Raw genomic sequence first — 14226 nt, forward strand, 5'->3', positions numbered from 1 at the left:
TATGTGACAGTTAGTCTCTCTTTTTGGATCTTATTTTGTTTTACGACCTAGGCCCATCGCTTTTTCCATCTTTTTCAATGTTTTGAATGATGCGCGTTGCGCTTTGTCACGACCTTCGTCTAAAATCTCATCTAATCGATCTGATTCATAGAATGTGTTAAATTTTTCTTGGAAATCAACTAGGAATTTCTCAACAATATCTGCTAAATCACCCTTAAAAACACCATAGCCTTGGCCTTCGTATTGAGATTCTAATGTAGCGATTGATGTGCCTGTCAAGCTTGAATAGATTGTCAACAAGTTAGAAATGCCAGGTTTGTTTTCTTTATCATATTTAATGATACCGTCAGAGTCTGTAACTGCACTTCTAATTTTTTTCGCAGCGAGACGTGGCTCATCTAATAATGAAATGAAGTTTTTCTGATTGTCATCACTTTTACTCATTTTTTTAGTCGGATCTTGTAAACTCATCACACGACCGCCTACTTTAGGCATTTGAATTTCAGGTTTAACAAGGACATCGTTATAACGACTGTTGAAGCGGTCAACGAGATTACGTGTTAATTCAATATGTTGTTTTTGGTCATCGCCGACTGGCACAATGTCTGTATTGTACAGGACGATATCAGCTGCCATGAGTGGTGGATATGTAAGAAGACCAGCTGGAATACCATCATTTTGTTTTTGTGCTTTATCTTTATATTGTGTCATGCGTTCTAATTCACCGATAGATGAAATCGTTGTTAACATCCACCCGGCTTGGACGTGTGCAGGAACTTCTGACTGAATAAATAAAGTAATCTTATCTGGATTTAGTCCTGATGCAAGATAAATGGCTGCTAATTGACGAATTTGTTTGCGTAACTTCAAACGATCTTGAGGTACTGTAATCGCATGTTGATCAACAATACAGAAGAAACAGTTATAATCATCTTGAATCTCTGCAAATTGTTTCAGTGCCCCGATATAGTTTCCTAATGTAGGAATACCACTTGGTTGAATGCCGGAAAATAAAGTTTTCATTATTAAAAAGCCTACTTTCTATCATGTATATTCTTTTTCCTATTATAACAGTATTTTAATTGTTTGTAATTTGTGATAAGGTATAAATATCAATTGGTTAGACAAGTTCATACGACTAAAGTCTGATTATTTGAATAAAAAATTTTTAATTGCATTTTCTCATTTAATTTTAATGTTGACCACATATAATAAAATCATAACGTTAGAAGACAAGGGCTAAAGTTTTAAAACGTTTTGACATATATTGTGCAGTCAAACATGAAACGTTAAAAATGATGATGAATGTAAATTCATTAAACTAGGAGAGTGAGATGTATGGTAACATTATTTACTTCACCAAGTTGCACATCTTGCCGTAAAGCGAAAGCATGGTTACAAGAACATGACATTCCGTATACGGAGCGAAATATTTTCTCTGAGCATTTAACATTAGATGAAATCAAAGAGATTCTAAAAATGACTGAAGATGGAACAGATGAGATTATCTCAACACGTTCAAAAACTTATCAAAAGTTGAATGTTGATATTGATTCATTACCACTTCAAGATTTATACACAATCATTCAAGATAACCCAGGTATCTTACGTCGTCCAATCATCCTAGACGAGAAGAGATTACAAGTTGGTTACAACGAAGATGAAATTCGCCGTTTCCTACCACGCAAAGTGCGTACGTTCCAATTGCTTGAAGCACAACGTATGGTAGATTAACACAATTTTGAAGACACTTTTTTAATTTAAATATCTGACTGTTCATGGTTGATTGCGTCCGTGAATAGACACGAAACAGTGCGTCGCATGCGTGCTGTTTTTTTGTATCTTTTTTTATAAAGTACAGGGTTTTAAGGTGATGTTTCTATGGATGAACACACAAGCATTATCATTTAGAAAAATATTCAATATGTTATAATAAAGATGTAAAAATGAGTAACATAAATAAGCAGTAAACAAAAAAATTGTATTTTTGAAGTTGATTTCATACAATAGGTATACTATTCATCAACTGTAAGGGAGTGTGATGATATGAGAATAGAGCGCATTGATGATATGACTGTTAAATTATTTATCACATATACGGATATTGAGGCACGTGGCTTCAGAAGAGAAGATTTGTGGACGAATCGTAAACGCGGAGAAGAGTTCTTCTGGTCAGTCATGGAAGAAGTTAATGAAGAAGAAGATTTTGTTGTCGAAGGTCCGTTATGGATTCAAGTTCATGCTTTTGAAAAAGGTGTGGAAGTGACGATTTCAAAATCTAAAAATGAATCAGAGATGGAAATGTCAGAGGACATGAATGCCTTTGAAGAAATCGATAATCATTTAAGTGATCTTTTATCACAGTCATTCAAAGAGCATGATGGTGCTGAATCACAAAATCATGCGACAAAGAAAGAACAAAAAGCACAAAGAAGTGTATCAAGTGGCAATGTACCATTAGCACCAACAGCTGTTTTCAAATTTGATGATTTGGAGTCGGTGATTACTTATGCACATCGTCATAATCAACAATTAACACAGTTTGAAGACTTGTTGTACATGTTGGATCAACAATACTATTATGTTGTTCATTTTGATGCACGTGTGACAGAAGATGAAATTCACGACTTTTACAGTCAAATGTTAGAATTTGCATCATTGAGTGACAAAACAGAAGTATATCTGAATGATTACGGTAAAATTGTGATGAGTTATAACGTAACAGAGCAAGTGAAACGTTATTTCACATTATAAATATCATAAGAACTAGCACATTGCAGGCCACTTTTATCAAAGTGCGGCAGTGTGCTTTTTATTTGTGTAAAGTGTGAATCAATCATAAGAAGTAAATGACCGGACATAAGCGTGTTATAAGTTGAGGTGATTGAATGTTAATAGCTTATAACGAAAAGCAAGAACGTGTGCTAGCACGCAATGCGTTGAGAGACGCATTGTATTTTTGTCCTATCTGTCATGAACAACTGATATTAAAGCAAGGCAATAAAAACATCGCACATTTTGCACATGGACGTCAATGTGCGCACCATTCCAGTGGAGAGACTTTATTACATTATAAGTTAAAATTATTGCTATTTCATATACTGTCAAATTATTATAATGATGTACAACTCGAACCATATTTGTCGGGCATCCAACAAATACCAGATATTGTAGTGGGTGACAACGCAATCGAAGTACAGTTGAGTCCTTTGCCAGTTCAACAGATGCGTAAAAGAACAGAAGGATTGCAGTGTGCCGGTTATCGTGTTACATGGCTAACAACATTACCAAAATATCGTCAAGGTATTTATCATTTGAACCAACTACAACAGAGTTGCATCGACCCAGTACATTGCGTGATGTATGGGATTCATCCGATTAACTATCGATTATATCGTTTGAACAACATGATGAGTCTTACAGCCCGTCATTTTCATGCGGATTGTGAGCCAATTGCCTATGAACAACTACTTGCAGACGATGCACGAAGTTGTGTAGGTATGACAACGGTGCGCAAACTGGCAACAGCACGTATCATACAATATGTTATACAATGCCGTCGCAAAAAAAGTGTCCATGATCCAGTGTTGTCGCTGATCTATCAGATGAAATTAACAGAAGCGCAAGTCATTCAGTTGACAGGGTTTATATTTCCAGAACAAATTCATGTGCATACGCATCCGGTGTTATGGCAGTTAAAAGTATTTGCTGCTTTGAGATATCAACATGACCCTTATCATGCACTTGCACATTGTATTAAACTGCGTCAATTCGCAACAAGAACCTATTCATCGCGGGCTATCATTGAACAATTAGTAGAGCGATATAGGAAAATCATAAAATTATAAGAAAATTATGTCTATTTTTTGACAAAAATAAACTTAGAATGAGAAAATAGTATAAATCATCTCATAAATCAAGGAGGAAAAGTATGACGAATCAAAGATCGCGTGCAGAACAAGAACAAAAATTTCCACAACACACATGGGATTTAACAACGATTTTTAAAGATGATGCGGCTTGGGAAGCGGCCTATGATCAGGTAGCAAACCGTATCGGGGAGGAAGAAAAATTCAAAGGACATCTCGGTGATGATGCAGAAACTCTGTATGCGGCACTGCAATTGCAAGATGAAATTGAAGCGGACTTAGGCGCTGTCTATGTTTATTCACATTTAAAACAAGACCAAGATACAGCGAATGATCACTATACTGGATTAGAATCACGTGCGCATCAATTAATCATTCGATTCAGTTCGGCGTGGAGCTTCTTAGTTCCCGAGTTGTTACAAATTGAAGAAGAGAAGATTCAATCATTTTTAGCATCACATGAAGGGTTAAAACATTATGCTTTTGCACTTGAAATGATTAATCATAAACGTCCGCATGTCTTAGATGCAGATAAAGAAAAATTGTTGACGGAAGCACAAGATGCACTATCAACATCAAGTAATGTATTTAGTATGTTCGATAATGCCGACTTAACATTTGAAGATGTGACAGATAAAGATGGAAACAAACATCCATTAACTCAAGGAACATTCATCAAATATCTAGAGTCAGATGATCGTCAATTACGTCAGTCAGCATATGAGAATGTTTATAAAGCATATGGTGCATATAATAATACTTTAAGTGCTACTCTAGCTGGAGAAGTGAAAAAGCATGTTTTTAATGCACGTTCTCATAACTATAAAACAGCTCGTGAGCAGGCACTGAGCAACAACTACATACCAGAAGCGGTATACGATAATCTTGTTAAAACGGTCCACAAATACTTACCATTACTTCACAGATATACCGAATTACGCAAGAAGTTATTAGGTATTGATGATTTGAAAATGTACGATATGTATACACCGCTTGTGAAGGATATTAAGTTTGATATGCCGTATGACGAAGCAGTTGAATGGATGTTAAAAGGATTAGCACCAATGGGTGAAAACTACTTGAATGTCATCAAAGAAGGTTTGGATAATGGTTGGGTAGATGTCTATGAAAATAAAGGGAAGCGTTCAGGTGCGTACTCTTCAGGTTCTCATCAAACAAATCCATTTATCTTGTTGAACTGGTCAGACACCGTTTCAGATTTGTTTACATTGGTACATGAATTTGGTCACTCAGCGCATAGCTATTTCAGTAGAGAAAACCAATCATCAACATACAGTGGCTATTCGATCTTCGTAGCTGAAGTTGCTTCAACATGTAACGAAGCATTATTAAGTCATTATATGGAGCAACATCTTGACGATAAACGTCGCTTATTGTTATTGAACCAAGAGTTAGAGCGCTTCAGAGCAACGTTATTCCGACAAACAATGTTTGCAGAATTTGAACACAAAATTCATGCGATTGAAGAAGCAGGGGAGCCTTTAACTGCACAACGTATGAACCAAGAATATGCGCAATTAAATCGTCAATACTTTGGTGATGTCGTAGAAACAGATGACTTTATCAGTAAAGAGTGGTCACGTATTCCACACTTCTATATGAATTATTATGTTTACCAATATGCGACAGGGTATAGTGCAGCTCAAAGTTTAAGCCATCAAATCTTAACAGAAGGTGAGCCGGCAGTAGAGAGATACATCAATGAGTTCTTGAAAAAAGGTAGCTCAAATTACCCAATTGAACTACTGAAAAATGCTGGTGTGGATATGACAACACCACAACCAATTGAAGATGCATTGCATGTATTTGAACAAAAATTAGACGCATTTGAAGCACTTATGGAATCATTATAAAATGAATTCGTTTACAATTTGACAGATTTGTGAAAAGTTTAATTTTTGCAAGTTAAAGGGTTGAAACCTTGGTATGAGCATGATATATTATGAGCATGAAATTAATCACATAACAAACATACCCCTTTGTTTGAAGTGAAAAATTTCTCCCATCCCCTTTGTTTAGCGCCGTGTTAGAGCACGGCGTTTTTTATTCACTTTTATTATTTGTTCTGTGTTCTATACCAAAGTGCCTACTGTTCTTGTAGTTAACGAAAAAGAATATTTTTATTGATTATGGATATATAATAATTAAGATAATTCTTTTACGTGAGAGAATTGTAATATGCAGTATTTAATTTATAAAACTTTTATACATAAGAAACTTTTAATATGATTAAATAGACACATACAATATGAAAGGATAGTGTTTGAAGATGCAATTACGATCAAAACTTAACAAAGTAGTGTTAGGAATTGGTATATTAGGTGTGTCAACTGCTGTGTTATTTGGTTCTGCACATAATGTACAAGCTGCAGCATATCATATTCCAGCCAATGCAGTACCGGTTGAAGGCAATCCATCTTTACTTAAAATTGAAGAAGGTAATGTAACAACGTTTATTGATGCCAAAACTGGCGAATTCATGGGGATAATTTCTGCAAAACCAAGAGGTTAAAAGATATCAAAAGTATGAAATAACTTATACACTGTGTTAAGTAAGAAAAAGGGGCTGGGACATAATTCCCAGCTCTTTTACAAAAAAGGTCTAATTTGGTGTCGAAAAACACTAAATTAGACCTTTTTTATAGATATCATTTAAAAAAATAAAACACTTCCCGTATAATTGTTAATAACCACAAAAACAATGAAAGGAAGTGCCTTATATGTATAAAGAGTATAACATTTCTCAGCTTAGTCTGCCAATTGAAACTGAAATTTCTTTTCCCGAGAGTGATATTGCCCTCATTATTAATAAACTTGTAGAATCTATTCCCCAAGAAACTTTTAATCAATATTACAACCATAGAGGTCCTTCATCTTATCATCCTAAAATGATGTTAAAAATCGTTTTATACAGCTATACACAGTCTGTCTTTTCTGGTAGAAAAATGGAATTTCTACTTAAAGATAGTTGTCGTATGATGTGGTTAGCTCAAGGACAAGTCCCTTCATATCGTACAATCAATCGCTTTAGAGTTAATCCACACATGATAGATTTTATACAAGTTCTATTTGTGGGTCTTAGAGCGCAATTATTAGAAGACAAAGTGATTACAGAAGACGCCCTTTATATAGATGGAACGAAGATAGAGGCTAATGCCAATAAATATACTTTTCAATGGCTAGGTAGCACTAAGCATTTTAGTAAAGGGGTTATTGAAAAATCCAATGCGGTGTATAAACAGTTAATTTCAGAGAAGATCATACCTGAAATTAAGAGAGAATCTTCTGATGAACTAACAAATCGTATTGAGATGCATTTAGATGATAAAAATGAAACGCTCACTTCTAAAATTGAAGCATCTCAAAGTGTAGAAATAAGAAAGACATTAAGAAAACAAAGAAGTAAAGTTAGAAAATATAAAAAAGCAATCAAAGATTTTAAAGATCGTAAAATAAAATATGATGAGCAGATGGAAATTTATGGTGACAGAAAAAGCTATTCTAAAACAGATCATGATGCGACCTTTATGAGAATGAAAGATGATCATATGAAGAATGGACAATTAAAGCCTGGCTATAATCTGCAGATTGCGACGAACAATCAGTTCATTTTGGCATTTGGTGTGTATAGTAATCCGGGTGATACGCGAACACTTCCTTCTTTTTTAAAATCAATCAAAGAATTATACGGTGACATTCCAGAGTACATTGTAGCTGATGCGGGATATGGTAGCGAACAAAACTATACGATGATTCTTGATGAATTCGAGAAAACACCACTCATCACATATAGTATGTATTTAAAAGAGAAGAAAAGAAAATATAAAAATAATCCATTCATAACAGCTAATTGGAAATATAATGAAATAGATGACTATTATGTATGTCCGAATAACAAAGAATTGCATTTCAAAAGTTATAGAAAAAGAAGAGACGGATATGGTTATCAGAGAGATTTCAAATTATATAAATGTGAAGATTGTGTTGGATGTCCTTTACGAAATGAATGTATGAATTACAGAACCAACCCAACTACAACAAAAAGCTTATATAAAAATCCAACTTGGGATTATTTTAAAGCATTCACAAATAAGCAGCTTTCAGATCCAAAAACGAAAGGCATCTACAAAAAACGAAAAATAGATGTCGAATCAGCATTTGGAAATCTGAAGGCTAATTTGGGTTTCCAAAGGTTATCAGTTCGCACTCAATCAAAGGTTGAATGCGAATTAGGAATCGCACTTATGGCAGTAAACATCAGAAAACTAGCCAGATAAGTGCTAGTTTTTTAGTAAATAATAAGAAAAAAGCCGTTAAAATCTTAAAAAAGAATTTTAACGGCTTTTTTTGAAGGGAAATTGAGCGCCTATGTCTCAGCCCCATACATTAATTAGGAATAAGGTCATGGTATTCTGGTGATGTAATTGGTTTCATATAAAAGCAATTGATTTGTCAAGATGATTAATGAATAACTATTCTTTCTAGGGAATAGGGAATATATTGCTATACGGTGACTTAAATTAATTAAAAGTTAGTGAATTAACATGATTTTAATATGTTACCTTCAAAATTCTCATACACTTTCTTAATACAAATTTGAGCGTGAGATAAAGACTTCTTCTAAGACAATCATGATAAGCAGTAAAAGATTATTCACTGCAACCTGCCTGCAATTAATTATAATTTTTTTCTTATTTCGTACTAATCCTTATTAATATTTTCACCCACTAATATTTCTACTAATTACGTAAAAAATCTACTTAAGTTTTACTTTATTCAAATATAGTCTCAAAACATATACTCATATTTTATATTTTTAATAGAATGAGATATTTTCACCCTACATAACTTTATATGAATTGAAGCAAATCATATTTTAAATACAATTTTCCAAAAAGTCATACACATTCTAAAACATATTTATAGTCTAATAAGTATGAGCAAAAAATTGTTCTGCAAAATACTTATCTAATTAATAACGAATAGAAAGGGAAATGAGTATGAAAAAATATTCACAGTACAAGAAATATGATCGTCAAAAACAAGTTTTTAGTATTCGTAAACTGTCTTATGGTACTGGCTCTGCTTTATTGACAACTTTATTATTTTTAGGAATCACACAATCAGCAGAAGCATCAGAAGTGACTGAACCAACTGCTGAAGCGGCTGCTCAAGAAACTGAAAACGTCGCAACTTCTGACGAACAACCATCTCCAACGTTAAACACTGAAATAGCTAATGAAAACATTTCAGAAGAAAAGACAACATCTGAAGTGACAGATGAAACAACTCAAGTAAATCCTGAAACATCATCAGAATCAGCAGAAAATCCTGCAGAAACAACAGAAGTTGAAAAAAACGAACCTGCTGTTGAAGAAGCACGTTCAGAAAAAGAACAAGTAACTGAACAACTCGTCTCTGAAGAAGTAGAGTCATCTTCAAAAAAATCTGAAAAACATTATTCAGTAGGTGGTAATGATTATCCAACTGTAAATGTCCCTAATGCAGAAATCGGAGAACGTGTTGACCCTGAAACAGGTAAAAAAGTTAAATATATTACGTCTTCAAAACCACGCACAAAAGCAGCTGAAGTACCTGAAAAAGAGACAACAGACAAAAATACACCATTAAAATCAACTGCTGCACCTATCCCGATTGGTACGGCATTTCGAGGGTCTATTCCAGATGGTGAATCACCACAAAATGTAGTATCGATTACTGGTGGGGGCGTAAATGTTACTCCTGGCTGTGCTAAAATTCAAAAGGATGGTCGTGTAAAATATGATTATGAAGTGTCATTAAACCCTATTCTTTCTAGTGATCACATTCAAACTGGTAGTACATTTAACATAACAATTCCTAAATTTGCAGAAAATGTAAAATTCTCATTAATTGGTACACGTGACGAGAATGGCAATCCACATAATGTTAATATGCCATTAGATCAAATGACTTATGAAGAATATAAAGCTGGATTCAACGAGAAAGACCAAAATCCTAACTTTCAAGGCATCCCGACTTATGAAGAATTTTTAGAACTGCAAAAACAAGGTAAGACCCCTATTTCAGTAGTGGAACATAATGTTCAATTTAATGAAGATGGTGTTCTAACAACAACAAGTGGTCAATTGTTGGAAGATTTGGTACGTTCATTTTCAGTGAACACATTGATTAATGGTGCGATTGGTCTGAAAGTAGAATTTGATATTTCAAAAGACCAATATGAGAAAACACCATATTTACCGCTTGATGCTAGATTAGGTTGGAGAGCTTTTAGTGAACCCTATCATTATATAGATAGTTATGAAGAAGGTTCTCAAGCTTTAGATAATTATAGAGTATCATCAACAAGTACAAATACAGAGCAAAAACCGGATGGTAGGTATAATAGTTCTGCGTATTATTATATTGAACATCCAGAAGAAATTGATTTAGGTGACTTTGACGAACATGGTTTTTATGGTCAACCAGGAGTAGCTGTAACAAGAAATATGGGTGATTGGAGTAAAATTGGTCCAGATATTTCTCATTCAACTTTTAATTACAAAGAAAGATTTAATTTAGAAGCTAATTTAGCTGTTACCTATTATGCCCCTGTTGATGAAGACTTAGCAGATATAGCTGTCGTTACACTTTGTGAATTAGAAGACCCTGATGAAAATGATGCAGACGCAGATGCGGATGCAGACAGTGACTCAGATGCAGACAGTGACTCAGATGCAGACAGTGACTCAGATGCAGACAGTGACTCAGATGCAGACAGTGACTCAGATGCAGACAGTGACTCAGATGCAGACAGTGACTCAGACTCGGATGCGGACTCAGACTCAGATGCAGACAGTGATTCAGACGCGGATAGCGATTCTGACTCAGATGCGGATAGCGATTCAGATTCAGATGCGGATAGCGATTCAGATTCAGATGCAGATAGCGATTCTGACTCAGATGCAGATAGCGATTCTGACTCAGATGCAGATAGCGACTCTGACTCAGATGCAGACAGCGATTCAGACGCGGATAGCGACTCAGATTCAGATGCAGACAGTGATTCAGATGCAGACAGTGATTCAGACGCAGACAGCGATTCAGACGCAGACAGTGACTCAGATGCGGATAGCGACTCAGACTCGGATGCAGACAGCGATTCAGACGCAGATAGTGACTCTGACTCGGATGCAGACAGTGACTCAGATGCAGACAGTGACTCAGATGCGGATAGCGACTCAGACTCGGATGCGGACAGTGATTCAGACGCAGACAGCGATTCAGACGCAGACAGTGACTCAGATGCGGATAGCGACTCAGACTCGGATGCAGACAGCGATTCAGACGCAGATAGCGACTCAGACTCAGATGCAGACAGCGATTCAGACGCAGATAGCGATTCTGACTCAGATTCAGACGCAGAAGTTGACAAAGATGGGGATAATGAAGAAGGTAAACATGGTGAAGGAGACCATGGTAAAGGTTTACCGGATACAGGTAATGAATCAAATAATGGTACATTAATTGGTTCATTGATTGCAGCACTTGGTTCATTGTTCTTAATTGGTCAACGTCGTAGAAAGCAAGATAATCATTAAGCTATAACTTGAAATTAAACAACCCTTTCCAAAATTCCAATATAAAAGAGACAATCGTTTAGTCGATTGTCTCTATGTTTATGAGTCTTTATATTCAAAAAACAGGAAGTCCATTTTTTGTGGTGGGCAGATAATAAAAAGTAACTAATTTTATTTTTAACTTAATCATAACATGTAGTCATCACTACATTCATTTAAGCGTACAGTTTAATTATTAATTGTACGCTTTTTCTATACCATCATTTCTTTAATACTCGCTTGCCAAGGCGCCTCACTTCAACTAATTTTGGCTTTATTGAATAAAAGAAGCCAAAATGGATTTTCCATTCGGCTTGTTGCCTTAGGCGTCTCGCATTAGAAATGATTTTAGATACACATCTCTAAGTGTGTTAGCGACATATTAGATAGCGATTACTACGTAATATATTTATGCAACGTTATTTATTAGTAAACCATCTTTTTTACGTCGTTGATATAGCTTAAAAATAATCAGTATCCTTGCCTTGAAGTTATTAAAGTTTCGATAGCCATACGATACACGTTTAATAAGCTTAATTTTATTATTGATACCTTCAATCGCTCCATTGTTTAACTTAGGGTGTTTAATTGTTGAATAAAGAATATACTCGTATTTTTTATAGAACCGAATGACACGCCAAACACCACGTGATACATGCTTCTTTTCAACACTCATTAAAATTTCTTTGAAACGTAACCAATCACATTGTTTTAATGCTTCTCGAAGGTGATGAACTAACATATATGTGTCATAGAGCTGCTGATCAAGATTTAATAGATACTCTAAAATATCTCTTGATGTCGTATACGTTTTGAAGGACTTCGACCAAAAGTATTCATAGCTGTTAATATCTTGTCTGTCAGAAAGGAAGAGTTTCCAGTGTTTTTTCATTTTCGTGTAATCTGTTGATGACTTATAGCGACAAGTATTCATTATAGAAATACGTTGCTTATTAAGTTCACAGTTAAGGTGCTGAACAATGTGAAAACGATCAAAGATTAAAATCGCATTCGGGAATACTTCATGAACGAAGTTAATGTAGGGTTCATACATATCGGCTGTGACCGTTTTGACAGCTAATCGTTCACGACGATCAAAACGATAGAAGTACTCTTTAAGTTTGTGAATACGTCTATCTTCTAAGATATCGATAATCTGATTCGTTTCATTATTTATAAACAGAAAACTCATCGTTGTTGTCACATTTTTAACGCTTTTAAATTCATCTATGGAGAGATGTTTGGGCAATCCAGATGAAGGTTTTACTATTAATGATTGTGAGATATGGTGAATACATCTCTTAACTGTGCTTGGTGAAACACTACAATCATTAGCAATGTCTATCTCAGATTGTACACGTATGAGTTTGTCCTGAATCGCTAATTTCACACGGTTAGTAATAAAGCAGTTACTATCAACAATGTTGGTTTGAGCCGTAAAAGTCTTTAAACAATGTAGACACTTAAAGCGTTCTTTCGCTAAATTAAGATAAACATTAGACTCTTGAGATTTTAATAGTGTTAAACGCGAAACGCGTTTACCGTGCTTATGTATTTGTCCATCATTGATACAATCACACTTCACACAAGCCTTTGGTGTATAAGAAAGTGTTCCATAAACAATTGTAGAAAGCTGATCACGCACTTCTACATCCTCTTCCACCTTAAGAATTTGAATATTTTCATCTTTTATTTTTAATAGTTTTAATATATCATTACACATAGGCGCATCATGTCTCCTCTCATTTTTTGTTTAGGCACTTAAAATTATAGAGGCATGAGCGCTTTTTTGTATCAAAATGATTTAAAAAACAAAAAGGGCGGGACAGCAGTTCATGCCATCCCACCACAAAAGATTAAGACCCAAAAAACATCACCACAATCCTATTTAAAAATTGTGGTGATGTTTTATTCATAATACACATATTAGACACGAGACTTCCAGTATTCTCCTTCAGGGTATTTGAGCTTTTCAATTTTGCGCTGTAAAGCAAGCTTTTTCAATTCTTTACGTAATGTACGTTCAGGCCATTCATAGATTGTTAAAAGTTCTTCTTCTGTTACTAATTGCTTTTGTTGAATATAATCAGCAAGTGCTGGTGGTAAGCTTTTCTCGATCGTTGTCCCAATCATTTCATTAATAATATACGTGTAAATATGATACGGATATAACCCTTCGACCTTCAAACCTTCTTCATGAACATCTTCATTAAAAAAGACAAGTGAGGGTGCCATATCAATATCCATTTCACGAGCAATGTGCAAGTCGACCTTCAAACTGTCACGTAACTTACCATTATTGATATCTTCTTGGAAAACGTCATAATCAAGACTAGCGTTAACGATACACTTCGCAATCATATCTTCAGTGACAATATCACAATTCGGTATAATCTCATTTTGTAACAAATGCATAAAACGATGGGCACGTGAACGACCTTGTAATTCAGCTGCTTTGAAGACGAGCGCAATATTATCTCGATCTGATGTACTTTGTGCTTGGCATTTTGTCAGTACACGTAAAGATGGGTTCAAAATATGACGAATAGAGATATATTGATGATATTCAATTCTTAATTTAGCTAAGATAGCGGATAATTTAAAGCTGTCTTTACAAAAAGGATCAAAAAAGGAATAGATCTCAATTTTGCTTACAGGAGTAAGGTCTGCATTGTTCTGATAATCCCTATTACTCGCTATAACCTTTAATTCTTCCGTCATTTTGTTCACCTACA

Annotated in this window: 10 protein-coding genes; 7 read left to right on the forward strand and 3 right to left on the reverse strand. The window is 34.9% G+C overall.

Going from position 1 to position 14226, the window contains the following annotated elements; all coding sequences use genetic code 11:
* Positions 1 to 30: 30 nt before the first annotated feature.
* Positions 31 to 1023 carry a tryptophan--tRNA ligase gene (trpS, locus tag MUA51_RS02985; protein ID WP_262560395.1) on the reverse strand — a complete coding sequence of 331 codons (993 nt, stop codon included), beginning with the start codon at positions 1021 to 1023 and terminating at the stop codon, positions 31 to 33.
* A 315-nt stretch (positions 1024 to 1338) separates the two neighbouring features.
* Between trpS and spxA the strand changes: the two genes are divergently transcribed.
* The 7 genes from spxA to MUA51_RS10855 all read left to right on the forward strand — a co-directional run bounded on the left by spxA (position 1339) and on the right by MUA51_RS10855 (position 11473).
* Positions 1339 to 1734 carry a transcriptional regulator SpxA gene (gene spxA / locus MUA51_RS02990; RefSeq protein WP_044360477.1) on the forward strand — a complete coding sequence of 132 codons (396 nt, stop codon included), beginning with the start codon at positions 1339 to 1341 and terminating at the stop codon, positions 1732 to 1734.
* A 312-nt stretch (positions 1735 to 2046) separates the two neighbouring features.
* On the forward strand, positions 2047 to 2754 hold the full coding sequence (locus tag MUA51_RS02995) for an adaptor protein MecA (RefSeq protein ID WP_262560396.1): 708 nt from the start codon (positions 2047 to 2049) through the stop codon (positions 2752 to 2754).
* A 134-nt stretch (positions 2755 to 2888) separates the two neighbouring features.
* Positions 2889 to 3848, forward strand: a complete 960-nt coding sequence (locus tag MUA51_RS03000; RefSeq protein WP_262560397.1) for a competence protein CoiA — start codon at positions 2889 to 2891, stop codon at positions 3846 to 3848.
* An 83-nt stretch (positions 3849 to 3931) separates the two neighbouring features.
* Positions 3932 to 5743, forward strand: a complete 1812-nt coding sequence (pepF, locus tag MUA51_RS03005; protein ID WP_262560398.1) for an oligoendopeptidase F — start codon at positions 3932 to 3934, stop codon at positions 5741 to 5743.
* Positions 5744 to 6159: 416 nt separating this feature from the next.
* Entirely contained in the window at positions 6160 to 6402 is a 243-nt protein-coding gene (locus MUA51_RS03010; protein WP_262560399.1) for a hypothetical protein, read from the forward strand.
* A gap of 208 nt (positions 6403 to 6610) precedes the next feature.
* Positions 6611 to 8167 (forward strand): IS1182 family transposase, encoded by a 1557-nt coding sequence (locus tag MUA51_RS03015; RefSeq protein ID WP_262560400.1) that lies wholly within the window; start codon positions 6611 to 6613, stop codon positions 8165 to 8167.
* A 723-nt stretch (positions 8168 to 8890) separates the two neighbouring features.
* Positions 8891 to 11473, forward strand: a complete 2583-nt coding sequence (locus MUA51_RS10855; protein WP_481906615.1) for an LPXTG cell wall anchor domain-containing protein — start codon at positions 8891 to 8893, stop codon at positions 11471 to 11473.
* Positions 11474 to 11900: 427 nt separating this feature from the next.
* Here the strand turns inward: MUA51_RS10855 and MUA51_RS03030 are convergent, their stop codons facing one another.
* Entirely contained in the window at positions 11901 to 13214 is a 1314-nt protein-coding gene (locus tag MUA51_RS03030) for an ISL3 family transposase (protein WP_262560401.1), read from the reverse strand.
* 203 nt (positions 13215 to 13417) lie between these two features.
* Positions 13418 to 14212 (reverse strand): protease adaptor protein YjbH, encoded by a 795-nt coding sequence (gene yjbH / locus MUA51_RS03035; RefSeq protein WP_262560402.1) that lies wholly within the window; start codon positions 14210 to 14212, stop codon positions 13418 to 13420.
* Positions 14213 to 14226: the final 14 nt, after the last annotated feature.

It is taken from the genome of Staphylococcus sp. IVB6214 (assembly GCF_025558585.1).
Taxonomy (GTDB): Bacteria; Bacillota; Bacilli; order Staphylococcales; family Staphylococcaceae; genus Staphylococcus.

What these genes read in the sequence shown, in the direction of transcription:
- trpS (WP_262560395.1), bottom strand. Translation starts at nt 1,023, where the DNA reads ATGAAAACTTTATTTTCCGGCATTCAACCAAGTGGTATTCCTACATTA.
- spxA (WP_044360477.1), top strand. Translation starts at nt 1,339, where the DNA reads ATGGTAACATTATTTACTTCACCAAGTTGCACATCTTGCCGTAAAGCG.
- MUA51_RS02995 (WP_262560396.1), top strand. Translation starts at nt 2,047, where the DNA reads ATGAGAATAGAGCGCATTGATGATATGACTGTTAAATTATTTATCACA.
- MUA51_RS03000 (WP_262560397.1), top strand. Translation starts at nt 2,889, where the DNA reads ATGTTAATAGCTTATAACGAAAAGCAAGAACGTGTGCTAGCACGCAAT.
- pepF (WP_262560398.1), top strand. Translation starts at nt 3,932, where the DNA reads ATGACGAATCAAAGATCGCGTGCAGAACAAGAACAAAAATTTCCACAA.
- MUA51_RS03010 (WP_262560399.1), top strand. Translation starts at nt 6,160, where the DNA reads ATGCAATTACGATCAAAACTTAACAAAGTAGTGTTAGGAATTGGTATA.
- MUA51_RS03015 (WP_262560400.1), top strand. Translation starts at nt 6,611, where the DNA reads ATGTATAAAGAGTATAACATTTCTCAGCTTAGTCTGCCAATTGAAACT.
- MUA51_RS10855 (WP_481906615.1), top strand. Translation starts at nt 8,891, where the DNA reads ATGAAAAAATATTCACAGTACAAGAAATATGATCGTCAAAAACAAGTT.
- MUA51_RS03030 (WP_262560401.1), bottom strand. Translation starts at nt 13,214, where the DNA reads ATGTGTAATGATATATTAAAACTATTAAAAATAAAAGATGAAAATATT.
- yjbH (WP_262560402.1), bottom strand. Translation starts at nt 14,212, where the DNA reads ATGACGGAAGAATTAAAGGTTATAGCGAGTAATAGGGATTATCAGAAC.